This window comes from Actinomycetospora flava (genome assembly GCF_037400335.1).
In the GTDB taxonomy this organism is placed as follows: Bacteria; Actinomycetota; Actinomycetes; order Mycobacteriales; family Pseudonocardiaceae; genus Actinomycetospora; species Actinomycetospora flava.
Window position 1 is genome coordinate 18,693 of record NZ_JBBEGM010000020.1, and the last position, 15,683, is coordinate 34,375.

General features: G+C 73.0%; 13 protein-coding genes, 1 tRNA gene and 1 other RNA gene. All 15 read left to right on the forward strand.

Translation table 11 applies throughout. The features are described 5' to 3' along the window. The first annotated feature begins 40 nt into the window (after window positions 1-40). The 15 genes from WCD58_RS31125 to WCD58_RS31195 all read left to right on the forward strand — a co-directional run bounded on the left by WCD58_RS31125 (window position 41) and on the right by WCD58_RS31195 (window position 15,548). The gene (locus WCD58_RS31125) at window positions 41-1,369 is read left to right on the forward strand and encodes an MFS transporter (protein WP_337707023.1); all 1,329 of its coding nucleotides are present in this window, start codon (window positions 41-43) and stop codon (window positions 1,367-1,369) included. Window positions 1,370-1,418: 49 nt separating this feature from the next. Next, a complete protein-coding gene (prfB, locus tag WCD58_RS31130; RefSeq protein WP_337707024.1) occupies window positions 1,419-2,531 on the forward strand; it encodes a peptide chain release factor 2 in 1,113 nt (370 codons plus the stop codon). A 54-nt stretch (window positions 2,532-2,585) separates the two neighbouring features. Continuing rightward, window positions 2,586-3,275, forward strand: a complete 690-nt coding sequence (gene ftsE, locus WCD58_RS31135; RefSeq protein WP_337707025.1) for a cell division ATP-binding protein FtsE — start codon at window positions 2,586-2,588, stop codon at window positions 3,273-3,275. Window positions 3,276-3,277: 2 nt separating this feature from the next. Then, a complete protein-coding gene (ftsX, locus tag WCD58_RS31140) occupies window positions 3,278-4,174 on the forward strand; it encodes a permease-like cell division protein FtsX (RefSeq protein WP_337707026.1) in 897 nt (298 codons plus the stop codon). 23 nt (window positions 4,175-4,197) lie between these two features. Continuing rightward, window positions 4,198-4,704 (forward strand): SsrA-binding protein SmpB, encoded by a 507-nt coding sequence (gene smpB / locus WCD58_RS31145; RefSeq protein WP_337707027.1) that lies wholly within the window; start codon window positions 4,198-4,200, stop codon window positions 4,702-4,704. Further along, the gene (locus WCD58_RS31150) at window positions 4,701-5,636 is read left to right on the forward strand and encodes an amidohydrolase family protein (protein ID WP_337707028.1); all 936 of its coding nucleotides are present in this window, start codon (window positions 4,701-4,703) and stop codon (window positions 5,634-5,636) included. Before smpB ends, WCD58_RS31150 begins: the two co-directional genes overlap by 4 nt. A 51-nt stretch (window positions 5,637-5,687) precedes the next feature. Continuing rightward, window positions 5,688-6,064: a transfer-messenger RNA gene (ssrA, locus tag WCD58_RS31155) on the forward strand. 207 nt (window positions 6,065-6,271) lie between these two features. Then, the gene (locus tag WCD58_RS31160; RefSeq protein WP_337707029.1) at window positions 6,272-7,597 is read left to right on the forward strand and encodes a protein kinase family protein; all 1,326 of its coding nucleotides are present in this window, start codon (window positions 6,272-6,274) and stop codon (window positions 7,595-7,597) included. Window positions 7,598-7,692: 95 nt separating this feature from the next. After that, complete coding sequence (locus tag WCD58_RS31165; RefSeq protein ID WP_337707030.1) at window positions 7,693-8,973, forward strand: MFS transporter; 1,281 nt, start codon at window positions 7,693-7,695, stop codon at window positions 8,971-8,973. After that, window positions 8,970-10,526 carry a cryptochrome/photolyase family protein gene (locus WCD58_RS31170; protein WP_337707031.1) on the forward strand — a complete coding sequence of 519 codons (1,557 nt, stop codon included), beginning with the start codon at window positions 8,970-8,972 and terminating at the stop codon, window positions 10,524-10,526. Before WCD58_RS31165 ends, WCD58_RS31170 begins: the two co-directional genes overlap by 4 nt. Before the next feature lie 64 nt (window positions 10,527-10,590). Then, window positions 10,591-10,663: transfer RNA gene (locus WCD58_RS31175), tRNA-Ala, on the forward strand. Window positions 10,664-10,883: 220 nt separating this feature from the next. Next, entirely contained in the window at window positions 10,884-12,641 is a 1,758-nt protein-coding gene (gene ctaD, locus WCD58_RS31180; RefSeq protein WP_337707032.1) for an aa3-type cytochrome oxidase subunit I, read from the forward strand. 56 nt (window positions 12,642-12,697) lie between these two features. Continuing rightward, complete coding sequence (serB, locus tag WCD58_RS31185; RefSeq protein ID WP_373696314.1) at window positions 12,698-13,951, forward strand: phosphoserine phosphatase SerB; 1,254 nt, start codon at window positions 12,698-12,700, stop codon at window positions 13,949-13,951. 5 nt (window positions 13,952-13,956) lie between these two features. Then, window positions 13,957-14,715 carry a peptidyl-tRNA hydrolase gene (locus tag WCD58_RS31190; protein ID WP_373696315.1) on the forward strand — a complete coding sequence of 253 codons (759 nt, stop codon included), beginning with the start codon at window positions 13,957-13,959 and terminating at the stop codon, window positions 14,713-14,715. Next, a complete protein-coding gene (locus tag WCD58_RS31195) occupies window positions 14,712-15,548 on the forward strand; it encodes an ATP-grasp domain-containing protein (RefSeq protein ID WP_337707034.1) in 837 nt (278 codons plus the stop codon). Before WCD58_RS31190 ends, WCD58_RS31195 begins: the two co-directional genes overlap by 4 nt. Window positions 15,549-15,683: the final 135 nt, after the last annotated feature.

A 15,683-nucleotide genomic window follows, 5' to 3' on the forward strand; every position in this document is an offset into this window, starting at 1 on the left:
CCCCTTCCCCGATGCGTGGGCGCCTGGCTACCGTCCGCGCATGACGCAGACCCCGCCGAGCAGGACGCACGCCGAGGAACCGTCCCCGGCCGCCGTGCGGCGGGTGGCGGTCGCGAGCCTCGTCGGCACGACGGTCGAGTGGTACGACTTCTTCATCTACGCCAGCGCGGCGGGGCTGGTGTTCAGCCAGCTGTTCTTCACCGCGCTCGACCCGACCACGGCGCTGCTGGCGTCGTTCGCCACCATCGGCGTCAGCTTCGTCGCCCGGCCGCTGGGCGGGATCATCGCGGGCCACCTCGGGGACCGGCTCGGGCGCAAGGGCATGCTCGTCGCCACCCTGCTGATCATGGGGTTGGCGACGACGGGCGTCGGCCTGCTGCCCACCTACGCCTCGATCGGCGTGGCCGCGCCGATCCTGCTGCTCGTGCTCCGCCTGCTGCAGGGCCTCTCCGCCGGGGGCGAGTGGGGCGGCGCGGCGCTCATGGCCGTCGAGCACGCCCCGCCCGGGCGGCGCGGGTTCTTCGGCACCTATCCGCAGGTCGGCGTGCCGATCGGCCTGATCATGGCGAACCTCGTCTTCCTCGCGGTGTCCACGTCCACCACGCGCGAGCAGTTCCTCGCCTGGGGCTGGCGCATCCCGTTCCTGCTCTCGATCGTGCTGGTCGGCGTCGGGTTCTTCGTGCGCCTGAAGGTCGACGAGAGCCCGGTCTTCGAGCAGCTGCGCGACCAGCGGGCCCGCCGGTCCTCGCCGATGCTCGCCGTGCTGCGCGACCAGCCCCGCGCGCTGCTCGTCGCGATCGGGCTGTTCATCGCCAACAACATGATCGGCTACCTGCTGATCGCCTTCATCACGTCGTACGGCACGCGCGTGCTGGGCCTGTCGAGCGCGACGATGCTCGCCGTCGGGATCGTCGGCGCCGTGGTGTGGGGCGTCGCGATCGTCTGGAGCGGCGCCTGGTCCGACCGCGTGGGCCGCAAGCGCGTCTACCTGATCGGCACGATCGCGCTGCTCGTCTGGTCGTTCCCGTTCTTCCTGCTGCTGGACACGGCCTCGCTGCCCTGGATGCTGCTCGCCGTCGTCGGGCTCGGCGTCGGGCTCGGGATGACCTACGGCCCGCAGGCCGCGGCCTACGCCGAGCTCTTCCCGGCCCCGGTGCGCTACAGCGGCGCCTCGTTCGCCTACGCCGTCGGCGCGGTGCTCGGCGGCGGGTTCGCGCCGCTCGTGGCCCAGGCGCTCATCGGCGCGACGGGCACCTCGCTGTCGGTCTCGGTGTACATGGTGATCGTCTGCCTCATCACGCTCGCCGCCGTCCTCGCGATGCGCGAGGGGTCGGCGGCCGAGCGGGAGGCGTTCGTGGTCGGCACCTAGCCGCCGCCGCGTCGCGGAGCGCGCCACACCGGGCGATTACGCTGGGGGAGTGGACGACACGACCGCGACCGAGCTGAAGGACCTCGCCGCCTCCCTGGACAGCGTCGAGGCGGCGATGGACCTCGAGGGTCTGCGGCGTGAGGTGGCCGAGCTCGAGCAGCAGGTCGCCGCCCCGGACCTGTGGGACGACGTCGAGACCGCCCAGAAGCTCACCAGCGACTTCACGCACAAGCAGGCCGACCTGCGCCGCGCCGAGTCCCTGCGCTCGCGTCTCGACGACCTCGGCACGCTCTACGAGATGGCCGACGAGTCGGAGGGCTCCGACGCCACCGAGCTGCGCGCCGAGGCCGACGGCGAGCGCGAGTCGCTCAAGACCGACGTGGACGCGTTCGAGGTCCGCACGCTGCTCTCCGGCGAGTACGACGAGCGCGACGCGCTGGTCACCGTGCGCGCGGAGGCCGGCGGCGTCGACGCCGCGGACTTCGCCGAGATGCTCATGCGGATGTACCTGCGGTGGGCCGAGCGGCACGGCTACCCCACCGAGGTCTACGACACCTCCTACGCCGAGGAGGCCGGCATCAAGTCGGCCACGTTCAAGGTCTCGGCGCCCTACGCCTACGGCACTCTGAGCGTCGAGCAGGGCACCCACCGGCTCGTGCGCATCTCGCCGTTCGACAACCAGGGCCGCCGCCAGACGAGCTTCGCCGGCGTGGAGGTCGCGCCCGTCGTCGAGTCCACCGACCACGTGGAGATCGACGAGAAGGACTTGCGCGTCGACGTCTACCGCTCGTCGGGGCCCGGCGGGCAGGGCGTCAACACCACCGACTCGGCGGTGCGCCTGACCCACCTGCCCACCGGCATCGTGGTGTCCTGCCAGAACGAGCGCAGCCAGCTGCAGAACAAGGCGTCCGCCATGGCAGTGCTCGCGGCGAAGCTGCTGGCCCGCCGCCGCGAGGAGGAGCAGGCGCTGCTCGACTCACTCAAGGACTCCGGCTCGAGCTGGGGCAACCAGATGCGGTCCTACGTCCTGCACCCGTACCAGATGGTCAAGGACCTGCGGACCAACCACGAGACCTCGCAGACCACGCAGGTGCTCGACGGCTTCATCGACGGGTTCCTCGACGCCGGCATCCGCTGGCGCAAGCAGAGCGAAGCCGCGTAACGCACACCCGGCCCCGCCCGGGGAGATCACGACGCGTCAGTAGCATCACGGGCCGTGATCCGGCTGGAGAACGTCTCGAAGGTCTATCCGACCTCCACGCGGCCGGCCCTCGACGACGTCAGCGTCGCGGTCGAGCGGGGCGAGTTCGTCTTCCTCATCGGGCCCTCCGGGTCGGGCAAGTCGACGCTGCTGCGTCTGCTGCTGCGCGAGGACGTCCCGACCGGCGGCACGGTGTGGGTCGCGAACTGGAACGTCGGGCGGCTCGCGCGCCGCCGCGTGCCGCGGCTGCGCCAGCGGATGGGCTGCGTGTTCCAGGACTTCCGCCTGCTGCCGAACAAGACCGTCGGCGAGAACGTGGCGTTCGCCCTCGAGGTCATCGGCAAGCCGCGGCACACGATCCGGACCGTGGTGCCCGAGGTGCTCGACATGGTCGACCTCGGCGGCAAGGCCGACCGAATGCCCTCGGAGCTCTCCGGCGGCGAGGCGCAGCGGGTCGCGATCGCGAGGGCGTTCGTCAACCGGCCGCTGGTGCTGCTCGCGGACGAGCCCACGGGCAATCTCGACCCCGAGACGGCCGGCGGGATCATGACCCTGCTCGAGCGGATCAACCGCACCGGCACGACGGTGCTCATGGCCACCCACGACCGGCAGATCGTCGACAGCATGCGCCGCCGGGTGGTCGAGCTGTCGAGCGGGAAGCTCGCGCGCGACGACGACCGCGGCGTCTACGGGACGGTCCGGTAAGCGTGCTGTTCGTCTGGAGAGAGGCGCTCGTCGGGCTGCGGCGCAACCTGACGATGTCGATCGCGATGATCATCACGACCGCGATCTCGCTCGGGCTGCTCGGCGCGGGCCTGCTGGCCGTGCGCACGATCGACCGCACCGAGGACCTCTACTACTCGCTGATCGCCGTGCAGGTCGCCCTCGACGAGCCGACCAGCGCCGACGACCCGGACTGCTCGACCCCGGTGTGCCGCGACCTGCGCACCGAGCTCGAGGGCAACCCGCTGGTCGCCTCGGTGGACTACGAGAGCCGCGACGCCGCCTTCGCGCGCTTCCAGCGGATCTACGAGGGCCAGTCGATCCTGCAGCTGGTGCGCCCGCAGAGCCTGCCCGCGACGCTGCGGGTGACCATGACCGACCCGCTGCGCGGCACCGAGATCGTCCAGCAGTTCACCGGCCGCCCCGGGGTGCGCAACGTCGTCGACCAGCGCAGCACGGTCGCGGACCTCTTCTCGTTCCTCGGCAGCGTGCGGAACGCGACGTTCGGGCTCGCCGTCGTGCAGGCCCTCGCCGCGGTGCTGCTGATCTCCAACACCATCCAGCTCTCGGCGTTCACCCGGCGTACCGAGGTCGGGATCATGCGGCTCGTCGGCGCCACCCGCTGGTACACGCAGGTGCCGTTCCTCATCGAGGCGGTGGTCACCGGCGTCGTCGGGGCCCTGCTCGCGACGGGCGGGCTCGTCGCGGCGAAGGCGTTCTTCCTCGACCGTCTGCTCTCCGGCCGGCTCCTGGCCAACACGATCCCGCCGATCGGGATGAGCGACGTGCTCGGTTACGTTGGTCCTGTATTGGTGGTGGTCGGCGCGGTGATCGCCACCGCCACGGGGTACGTCACCCTGCGGGTGTACGTCAGGAGCTAGGTCAGAAGCTGGGGAGGTGCGGGTTGGCCAAGACACTGCCGAACAAGGCCAGCAGCAACCGCCCGGAGGAGCGGCGCAAGGTCGTCGCCACCAACCGCAAGGCGAAGTACGACTACACGATCCTCGACGTCTACGAGGCGGGGATCGCGCTGCAGGGCACCGAGGTCAAGAGCCTGCGCGCCGGGCACGTGTCGCTGAACGACGCGTTCGCCGAGGTGCGTGACGGCGAGGTGTGGCTGCGCGGCCTGCACATCCAGGAGTACGACTTCGGCTCCTGGACCAACCACGAGCCGCGGCGCGTGCGCAAGCTGCTGCTGCACCGCTCCGAGATCGCGCGGCTCGTCGGCAAGACCCGCGAGACCGGGCACACGCTGGTGCCGCTCTCGCTGTACTTCAGCGGGGGCCTCTGCAAGGTCGAGCTCGCCCTGGCGCGCGGCAAGGCGAAGCACGACAAGCGCGAGGCGATGGCCGAGCGCGACGCCAAGCGCGAGGCGGAGCGGATCGTGGGCCGGCGGATCAAGGGGTGGTGAGTCCTGCCCGCGATCCGTTGGGGTCGCCGCCGGTCGACGACGCCGACATCCCGGCCTGGGTGGCCGCGACGGGCGTCGACGGCCTGGTCGACATCCACGTGCACTTCCTGCCCGACCGGATGCTGCAGAAGGTGTGGGCGTTCTTCGACGACGCCGAGCGGAACTACGGGCGCGCCTGGCCGATCCACTACCGCGAGCCCGAGCAGACGCGGATCGACCTGCTGCGCGGCTTCGGGGTGCGCACGTTCGCGCCGCTGGTCTACCCCCACAAGCCCGACATGGCGGCGTGGCTGACGTCGTGGGCCCTGGAGTGGGCGGCCGAGGTGCCCGAGGCGGTGCCCACCGCGACGCTCTTCCCCGAGGACTCGGTCACCACCTACCTCGGTGACGCGCTGGACGCCGGGGCGCGGGCGGTGAAGGTGCACGTCCAGGTCGGCGACTTCGACCCCCGCGACCCGCGCCTGGACCGCGCGTGGGGGCTCATCGCCGAGGCCGGCGTGCCCGCGATCGTCCACTGCGGCGACGGCCCGCGGCAGGGCACCTACACGGGGATGGACGTGTTCACCGAGGTGCTCGAGCGCCACCCGCGGCTGACCGCGGTGATCGCCCACGCCGGGCTGCCCGAGTACGACCGGACGCTGGCGCTGCTCGACCGCTTCGAGAACGTCCACCTCGACACGACGATGGTCGGGACGCCCTACACCGAGGAGTTCGCGCCCCTGCCCGCCGACTGGCCGGCGCGGCTGGTCGACGTCGCCGACCGGGTGGTGCTGGGCACCGACTTCCCGAACATCCCGTACGGCTATCACCACCAGCTCGCCGCGATCGCGGGCTGGGCGGGCGCCGACGACCGCCTCGGCGTGCCGTTCCTGCGCTCGGTGCTGCACGACGCGCCGGCGCGGCTGTTGCGGGTGGCCTCCCCGGCGGGATGAACCGGGCACTCCGCCGCGTTATGATCGTGGGCCCGCACCGCGCGGGACCGAGGGGGTGACTGGTTTCGACTCCGAGTGGTTCATCAGGAGAAGCGTGCCGAGGAAGGCGACGATGATCTCGTTAACCATGCGTCGCAAAGAAATAAGCGCCGAGAGTTCTCAGCGCGACTTCCAGCTCGCTGCCTAAGCAGCGGGTAGGGAAGTCTGTCGGCCCGGGTTCGTCACCGACCCGGTCGCCGGCATCAGCTAGGTGACTCACCGCCGGGCCCGGTCACGGGGCCCGGTCGGGACATCTCACAGTGACTGGGATCGTCACACCGGCCCGTCCGCAGGACCGGTGGATCCGAGCAGAGACGACGCGGACTGCGCACGGAGAAGTCCTGGTTGCTGATCGGAGGACCCGGGTTCGATTCCCGGCACCTCCACCTCACCTCGGGGCGGCACGCAGCGAAGCGGAGCTGCCGCGATGAGGGAAGACCGACGACGGGCCGGAGAGCACACGCTCTCCGGCCCGTTCTCGTTCCGCCGGTCGGCTCTGTCCGGTAGGCCGGTCGACTCAGCGTGAGATCAGGCGCTACCGTAGGCGCCCGGTGCTCACTCGTCCGGAGGAGCACGGCCCGGTGAGGGGGTGCGCGGTGGCCACGGAGCCCGACGAGCAGTCGCTCGCGTCCCCGGACGGTGGTCCCCCGCCTGCCGGGAGGCCCGACGCCTGGCCGGGCGCGGTCGACGCCGCGACGCGTGGTCTGGACGCCGTCCTGGGCCGCGAGGTCGCGATGGTGACGCTGCCCCCGGCCCGTGGGGACGACCTCCTGGTGCGCACCGAGCAGGTCCGCCGCCTCGCCGCCCTGCACCACGCCCACCTCGTCGAGGTGTTCGACGTCGACGGCCTCACCGAGGGCTCCGAGAGCACGCTCGTCCTGCAGAGCGTCGCCGGGCGGGTCCTCGACCCGGGCGCCGACCTGGGCCGCTGGGCCCCGATCTCCGTCGCCGAGGTCGGCGCGCAGGTCGCGTCGGCGCTCGCGCACGCCCACGCGCGCGGCGTGGTCCACGGCGGCATCGGGCCCGCGAGCCTGGTCCTCGGCGGTACTCCCGGCGCGCCCTACGCGTGGCTCACCGGCTTCACCGCCGCCCTGCACCCGGCGCCGCCCGAGGGCCCCGCGAGCGAGCCGCCCGCGCCCTCGCGGCCCGACGACGACGTCGCCGACCTGGGCCGTGCCCTGGCCGTCGTCCTCGACCCCGCCGCGCCGGCCGCGCCCGCGCTCCAGCAGGCCCTCGCCGACATGGTGCACGGCCGCATCGGCGCCCGCGGGGCCGCGGAGGCCCTCGCCCGCGTCGCGGAGATCCTGCGCCACGTCGACGAGGACGAGACGAGCTTCGTGCCGGTCGCGCTGCCCGCCCCGGCGCCCGAGCCCACCGAGGCCGTCGAGCCCGCCCAGCCCGTGGTGCCCGTGGCCGTCCTCGCGCCCCCGGCCCGCCGGCGCCGGCGGGCCGGCCGGGGCGTGCACTTCGTCACCCTGGGCGGCGCGGCGCTCGCGCTCGCCGCCGCGTCGGGGTTCGTGCTCTGGTCCGGCCACGACCCGGGCACGCCCCGGGAGGCCGGGGTGTCCGACCTCACGACGCCGGCCGGGCCCAACCCCGCTCCGGTGGCGGTGCCCCCGCCCGGGTCGTCGTCGAGCACCACCGACGAGACGGTCTCGGACGACGAGGACGAGGGCACCACCGAGCGCGACACCACCACGCGCAGCCCGATCACCAGCGACGTCACCACGGTGCCCGGCCCCACGAACCTGCCGGTGCCGCCGCCGCTGCCCCCGACCGTCCCGCCGACCACCGTCCCGCCGACGACCGTCCCGCCGACGACGACGCCGACGACCGGGCCGACGGAGCCGACGGGCCCCACCACGACGACGACCACGACGCGCCCCGGCGGCGCGCGCGGGGCGACGCTCGCCGCACCCTGACCACCTGAGGCAGGCCCCTCCGGGCGCGTCCGTGCCGCAGGGAGCAGACTGCCGGTGGCCGCCGACCCGAGCGCGAAGGAGCCTGCGAGAAGGCGATGGGTGCCGCACCGCAGCGGGACCGCCCGCCCGAGTGCCCTCCCGGCGACTCGGCGCGCGCGACCCTTCCCTGGGAGGTGTGGGCGCTGCTGGCGGGCAGCTTCCTCGTCGCCGCCGGCTACGGGATCGTCGCGCCCGCGCTGCCGGTGTTCGCCCGGAGCTTCGGGGTGGGGGTCACGGCCGCGTCCGCGGTCGTCAGCGCGCTGCCCGTCATGCGGCTGCTCTTCGCGCCCGTGTCGGGCCGGCTCGTCGCCCGCACCGGCGAGCGCACGATGTACCTCACCGGCCTGCTGGTCGTCGCCGCGTCCACGGGGGCGTGCGCGCTCGCCACGAGCTACACCCAGCTGCTCGTCTTCCGCGGGCTCGGCGGCATCGGCTCGACCATGTTCACCGTCTCGGCGTTCTCCCTGATGTTCCGGCTGGCCCCCGAGGGGCGCCGGGGCCAGGCGAGCGGCCTGTTCACCGGCGCGTTCCTGCTCGGCGGGGTCAGCGGCCCGGCGTTCGGCGGGCTGCTCGTCGCGGTCGACCTGCGCGCGCCGTTCGTCGTCTACGCGCTGGCGCTGGTGCTGGCGACGATCGTGGTCGGCGCGCTGCTCGCGCGCTCGCAGCAGGTCGGCGTGCGGCGCGACGGCACACCCGTGACGACGCTGACGATCTCCGCCGCGCTCCGGGCCCCGATGTACCGCGCGGCCCTGGTGTCGAGCCTGGCGACGGGCTGGGCGGTGCAGGGCGTCCGCGTGGCGCTCGTGCCGCTGTTCGTCGCGGTGGCGCTGGGCCGCGAGCCGGTGTGGGCGGGGATCGCGCTGACGGTGTTCGCGGTGGGCGACGGCCTCGTGCTCCTCGCGACCAGCGGGCTGTCGGACCGGCGCGGGCGCCGCCCCGTCGTCGTCGCCGGCCTCGGGCTGGTCACCCTCGGCACCGCGGCGATCGCGCTCGCCCAGCTGCCGGGATCGCTCGGGCTCGTGGTGCTGCTCGTCGCGTCGGCGGTCGCCGGGGCGGGGGCGGGGCTGCTGCAGCCGGCCCAGGGCGCGGCCGTGGCCGACCTCGTCGGCTCGCGGCGCAGCGGCGGGCCGGCGCTCTCGGGGTTCCAGATGACCGCCGACGTCGGGGCGATCGCCGGGCCGATCGCGGCCGGGGCGCTCGCCGAGAACGCCTCGTTCCCCGTCGCGTTCGCGCTGAGCGCCGCGATCGCGCTGGTCGCCCTGGTGGTGTGGCAGCGCCTGCCCGATGCTCCGGCACCGGGTTCGCCCGAGCAGGAGGCGGGCAACCGCAGCGCATGAGCCGCGTGCCGACGGGTGTCGAGGACATCTACACCGAGAGCGTCGACGCCGCGCTCGAGGAGGCGGGGGCGGAGCCCGACGCGCCGTTGTGGGTGTTCGGCGACCAGCTCGGCCCCGCCGTGCACGCCCTGCCGCAGCACGCGGAGCGCGAGGTCGTGCTCGTCGAGTCCGCCGCGGTGCTGCGCCGGCGGCGCTACCACCGCCAGAAGCTCCACCTTGTGCTCTCGGGGATGCGCCACCTCGCCGACGAGCTGGGCGAGCGCGCCACCTACCACCGCACGGAGACCTACCGCGAGGCGCTGGAGAAGGTCGGGCGCCCGGTGGTCGTGCACCAGCCCACGTCGCACACGGCCGTCGAGTTCGTCGAGCGGCTGCGGAAGGACGGGCTGGTCGCGGCGGTGCTGCCGCCGACGACGTTCGCCCGTCCCCGCGCCGAGTTCGAGGCCTGGAGTGGCGACGACACGTCGTTCACGATGGAGAACTTCTACCGCAACCAGCGGCAGCGCTTCGACGTGCTGATGGAGGGCGACCGCCCGGTCGGGGGCAAGTGGAACCTCGACCACGACAACCGGGAGCCCCCGCCCAAGAAGCAGGACACGCTGGGCGTCCCGGACCCCTGGTGGCCGACCGAGGACGCGATCGACGAGCAGGTCCGCCGCGATCTCGACGGCATGGACCTCCCGACGGTCGGCGAGGACGGGCCGCGCCTGTTCGCGGTGACGCCCGCCGAGGCGCGGAAGGCCCTGCAACGGTTCGTGGAGCAGCGCCTCGACACGTTCGGGCCCTACGAGGACGCGATCCTCGCCGACGACCCGTGGATGGCGCACTCGCTGCTCTCGGTGCCCCAGAACCTGGGCGTCCTGCACCCGCTCGAGGCCGTGCACGCCGCCGAGCAGGCGTACCACGACGGAACGGCGCGCCTGAACTCCGTCGAGGGCTTCGTGCGCCAGATCCTGGGCTGGCGCGAGTACATCTGGCACCTGTACTGGCACTTCGGCAAGGGCTACTCGACGCGCAACGAGATGGACCACCGCAAGAACCTGCCGCGCTGGTGGACCGAGCTCGACGCCGACGGCGTGACCGCGGCGTGCCTGTCGTCGGCGCTGGGCGGGGTCCGCGACCGCGGCTGGGTCCACCACATCCCGCGCCTCATGGTGCTGGGCAACCACGCCCTGCAGCGCGAGTACCGGCCGAGCGCGCTGTCCGAGTGGTTCACCACGTCGTTCGTCGACGGGTTCGCGTGGGTGATGCCGCCCAACGTCGTCGGCATGAGCCAGCACGCCGACGGCGGGCAGCTCGCGACCAAGCCGTACGCGTCCGGCGGGGCGTACATCAACAAGATGTCCGACCACTGCGGCGACTGCGCCTTCGACCCGAAGGTCCGCGTGGGGGACAAGGCCTGCCCGTTCACCGCCGGCTACTGGCAGTTCGTGCACCGCCACCGCGACCGCATGCAGGGCAACCAGCGCACCGCCCGCGCCGTGGCCACGATGGACCGCCTGAAGGACCTCGACGCGGTGCTCGAGCAGGAGCCCGGCCGCAAAGACTTCTGACGTGGGCGGGTGGGGCACCCCCGCGCCGGACACCGTCCACCGGCGTGTAACGTTGCGTCGCGTTGGGGCTGTGGCGCAGCTGGTAGCGCATCACACTGGCAGTGTGAGGGTCAGGGGTTCGAGTCCCCTCAGCTCCACCCCATCACGAGAGGACCGTCGCCCACGGGGCGGCGGTCCTTTTTCGTGGATCACCAGGTGATCCACCAGGTCAGGATGTGGTCTACGACCGATCGTCGTTGATGGGGTCACCCGGCGCGCCACGGACCTCCGTGGCGGTTACGATCCCTCCCGTCCGCGCACGAGCGGCCGACGACGGCCGCCGGGGTGGAGGAGACGCACCGTGAGCAGGAGGCCCTCGTGACCGCCGTGGCACCCAAGCCGATCGCGACCACGCCGTACCCGGCGCGGGAGTCGAAGCGCGGGTCGTTCGTCGGGCGGATGCTCAAGACGACGGACCCCAAAGACATCGCGATCCTGTACCTGATCACGTCGTTCGGGTTCTTCCTGATCGGCGGGCTGATGGCGCTGCTCATGCGCGCCGAGCTGGCCCAGCCGGGTCTGCAGATCCTGTCGGTGGACCAGTACAACCAGCTGTTCACCATGCACGGCACGATCATGCTGCTGCTGTACGCGACGCCGATCCTCTTCGGCTTCGCCAACTACATCGTCCCGCTGCAGATCGGCGCGCCGGACGTCGCGTTCCCGCGCCTGAACGCCTTCTCGTACTGGCTGTTCCTCTTCGGCGGCATCATCGTCGTCTCCGGGTTCTTCACCCCGGACGGCGCGGCCGCGTTCGGCTGGTTCGCCTATACGCCGCTCTCGGACGTCGTGCACTCGCCGGGCCTCGGCGCCGACGTCTGGATCGTCGGCCTGGTGGTCTCGGGTCTCGGCACCATCCTCGGCGGCGTCAACTTCGTGACGACGATCGTCTGCATGCGCGCCCCGGGCATGACGATGTTCCGGATGCCGATCTTCACCTGGAACATCCTCGTGACGGTCGTGCTCGTGCTGCTGGCGTTCCCGATCCTCACCGCCGCGCTGCTCGGCCTCGCCGCCGACCGCCACCTGGACGCCCAGCTCTTCGCGCCCGAGCACGGCGGCGTGATCCTCTGGCAGCACCTGTTCTGGTTCTTCGGGCACCCCGAGGTCTACATCGTCGCGCTGCCGTTCTTCGGCATCGTCTCCGAGATCTTCCCCGTGTTCAGCCGCAAGCCGATCTTCGGCTACAAGACGCTGATCTACGCGACGCTGTCGATCGCGGCCCTGTCGGTCGCCGTGTGGGCCCACCACATGTACGCCACGGGCGCGGTGCTGCTGCCGTTCTTCTCGTTCACCACGTTCCTCATCGCCGTGCCGACCGGCATCAAGTTCTTCAACTGGATCGGCACCATGTGGCGCGGCCAGCTGACGTTCGAGACGCCGATGCTGTTCTCGGTCGGCTTCCTGGTGACGTTCCTGTTCGGCGGTCTCACCGGCGTCCTGCTGGCCAGCCCGCCGCTGGACTTCCACGTGTCCGACTCGTACTTCGTGGTGGCGCACTTCCACTACGTGCTGTTCGGCACGATCGTGTTCGCCACCTACGCCGGCATCTACTTCTGGTTCCCGAAGATGACCGGCCGGATGATGGACGAGCGCATCGGCAAGTTCCACTTCTGGCTGACGTTCATCGGGTTCCACATGACGTTCCTGGTGCAGCACTGGCTGGGCAACGAGGGCATGCCGCGTCGCTACGCCGACTACGCGCCCACCGACGGGTTCACGACGCTCAACACGATCTCCACGATCGGGGCGTTCATCCTCGGGGCCTCGACGCTGCCGTTCCTCTGGAACGCGTTCCACAGCTGGCGCTACGGGCGCCCGGTGGAGGTCGACGACCCCTGGGGCCACGGCAACTCGCTCGAGTGGGCCACGTCCTGCCCGCCGCCGCGGCACAACTTCACGGAGCTGCCGCGGATCCGCTCCGAGCGCCCCGCGTTCGAGCTGCACTACCCGCACCTCACCGAGCGGATCCGGCTCGAGGCCCACGTGGGCTCCGGGCACGCCAGCATCGGTGAGGCCGCGGCGGGGCAGACCGGTCAGGAGCACCTCCCCGGCTCCGACCCCCGGAACAAGTGAGCCGCGCGGTCCCCGACGACCCGTCCGACGGCGAGTTCCGGGAGCCGGCCGCCGTGCTGGCCGACCCCGTGTCTCCCGATGCCGATCCCGGGCCCGACCCGGTGCCGGTCCTCGTGACCGTCACCGGGCCGGACTTCCCCGGCGTCAACGCGGCGCTGTTCGCGGTGCTGGCCGAGCACGAGGCGGCCATGCTCGACGTGCAGCAGGCGACGATCCACCACCGGATCACGCTGTCCGCGCTCGTCACGCTGCCCGGCGACCCGGCCCGCCTCGAGGCGGCGCTGCAGCTGACGATGCCCTCGCTGGGCCTGTCGGTCAGCGTCGAGACCGGCGGCGACGTGTCGGCGGTGCACCCGTTCTCGACCCACGTCGTGCTGGTGCTCGGGCGCCCGATCACCGCGGCGAACTTCGCCGAGGTCGCCCGTGGCCTCGCGACGCTGCGCGTCAACATCGACCGGGTGCGGCGCATCGCCGACTACCCGGTCACGGGCCTCGAGCTGCGCGTCTCGCTGCCCACGGTCAACCCGCCCGACGACACCGCGCTGCGCCAGGCGCTCGCCGCGGCGGGCCGCCGGGCCCGCTGCGACGTCGCGGTGCAGCGGGTCGGGCTGGCCCAGCGGGCCAAGCGGCTCATCGTCTTCGACGTCGACTCGACGCTGATCCAGGGCGAGGTCATCGAGATGCTCGCCGCCCGCGCGGGCTGCGAGGACGAGGTCCGCGCGATCACCGAGTCGGCGATGCGCGGGGAGATCGAGTTCGCGGAGTCGCTGCACAAGCGCGTCGAGACCCTCGCCGGGCTGCCCGTGAGCGCGCTCGACGAGGTGGCCGACGAGCTCGAGCTGACGCCGGGCGCGCGGACCACCGTGCGCACGCTCAAGCGGTTGGGCTACCGCTGCGGCGTGGTGTCGGGCGGCTTCTCCACGATCATCGACCGCCTCGTCGACGACCTGTCGCTCGACTTCTCCGCCGCCAACGAGCTCGAGATCGTCGACGGGCGCCTCACCGGGCGCGTGATCGGCACCGTCGTCGACCGCGCGGGCAAGGCCGTGGCGCTGGAGCGCTTCGCCGCCGAGGCCGGCGTCCCGCTCGACCAGACGGTGGCCGTCGGCGACGGGGCCAACGACCTGGACATGCTCGCGGCCGCGGGGCTCGGGGTGGCGTTCAACGCCAAGCCGGTGGTCGCGGCGGCCGCCGACACCGCGCTGTCGTACCCCTACCTCGACGCGGTGCTGTTCATCCTCGGCGTGACGCGCGACGAGATCGAGGTGGCCGACGCCGCGGAGGGGCTGCTGCGCCGGGTCCCGCTGTGACCTCCCTGGCGGGTGGGCTCAGCGCGCTGGCGCCCCTGGCGGCGCGGGTGTGCCCGTGGCTGGTGGACGCCCCGGCTCCGGTCGAGGACGAACCGGCCGACGGCGTCGTGCGGGCGATGACGCTGATCCTGCGTCTGGAGCGCGAGGCCCCGACGCGCACCGAGGTGCTCGAGGCGGCGGCGTCCGCGGCGCTCGCGCTCTGCCTCGACGAGCGCGCCGCGCCCGAGGGGGAGTGGTTCGACGCCGTGGCCACCTGGGCGGGCGCGGGGCGCATCCGCAAGCTCTCCCGGCGGGCGCGCACGGCGCACTGGCGCGCGGTGCAGGAGGTCCCGGGGGTGACGGTCGGCCAGCTGGTGCGGGCCCTGGTGCCGGGACCGGTCGACGACGTGCCCCACGAGGTCCGCCGACTGCAGATCGGCGGCACCGACCTGCCCGCCGACGAGCCCGGCGCCGCTCCTCCCGGCCGGCCGGTGATCTGGCTGAGCCCGGAGGTCGAGCAGACCGTGGGCAAGGCCGCCGCGCAGGTCGGGCACGCGAGCATGATCCTCGCGACGGTGCTGGCGGCGTCCGGTGCCGATCCGGCGAGTGCGCTGGAGGCGTCGGTGCGCCCGGCGTCGCGTGAGGACTGGGCCCGGTGGACGGCCGCGCTCGACGCCGACCCCACGGGCCGGGCGGCGTGGGAGGGGCACGGCGTCGTCCCGGTGCGCGACGCGGGGTTCACGGAGGTCGCGCCGGGCACCGTCACCTGCGTGGCGGCCCGATGACCCGGGTCCTGGTCGCCGGGTCCCGGGTGCGCAGCGAGCGCTCGGACGCCGAGACCCGCCCGCTGGTCGCGGCGCTGGCCGCCCGCGGGGTGGACGCCGCCGACGTCCCGTGGGACGACGAGACCGCCGGCTGGAGCGACGCCGACCTCGTCGCGGTGCGCACCACCTGGGACTACACCGAGCGCCGCGACGACTTCCTCGCCTGGGCGTCGACGGTCGCCGCGGCCACCCGCCTGGTGAACCCGCTGCCCGTGCTGACCTGGAACAGCCACAAGCGCTACCTCGTCGAGCTCGCCGAGGCGGGCGTGCCGACGGTGCCGACCGTGCTGCTGGGGCGGGGTTCCGCGGTGCCCGACGATCTCGGTCGCGGCCCCGTGGTGATCAAGCCCGCCGTGTCCGCCGGCGGCCGCGGGACCCACCTCGGGCACCCGGACGACCTGCGCGAGACCGTCGCCGGCCTCCTGGGCGTCGGCGACGTCCTCGTCCAGCCCGCGGTGGAGAGCATCGGCCGCGACGGCGAGGTGTCCCTGATCCGGCTCGGCGGCACCTGGTCGCACGCGGTGCGCAAGCTCCCCGCGGCGGGCGGCTTCCTTGTGCACGAGAAGCACGGCGGGCGCCTCGAGGACCACACCCCGACCACCCGCGAGGTGGAGGTGGCCGAGGCGGCCCTGGCCCTCGCCCCGGGCGACGTCGCCGCCGCCCGCGTCGACCTGGTCCGCGTCGACGGCGAGCCGGTGGTCATGGAGCTCGAGCTCATCGAGCCCGAACTCTTCCTCCGCCGCGCCACCGACGCCCCCGACCGCCTCGCCGACGCCCTCCTCGCCCACCTCTGACACGAGCGATGCGGCATCGCTGGCATGTGACGCCAGGATCGCCACACGCTCGCTCGCGCGACACGCCGCGGAGCCGACGCACGGGGTGATGTCAGCCTGGCGGCCACGCTCACGTTGAACGTCAGCAAAGCCGCC

Excerpts from the sequence above, each read along its gene's own strand:
- WCD58_RS31125 (WP_337707023.1), top strand. The coding sequence starts at position 41 with ATGACGCAGACCCCGCCGAGCAGGACGCACGCCGAGGAACCGTCCCCG.
- WCD58_RS31165 (WP_337707030.1), top strand. The coding sequence starts at position 7,693 with ATGGGTGCCGCACCGCAGCGGGACCGCCCGCCCGAGTGCCCTCCCGGC.
- WCD58_RS31170 (WP_337707031.1), top strand. The coding sequence starts at position 8,970 with ATGAGCCGCGTGCCGACGGGTGTCGAGGACATCTACACCGAGAGCGTC.
- WCD58_RS31195 (WP_337707034.1), top strand. The coding sequence starts at position 14,712 with ATGACCCGGGTCCTGGTCGCCGGGTCCCGGGTGCGCAGCGAGCGCTCG.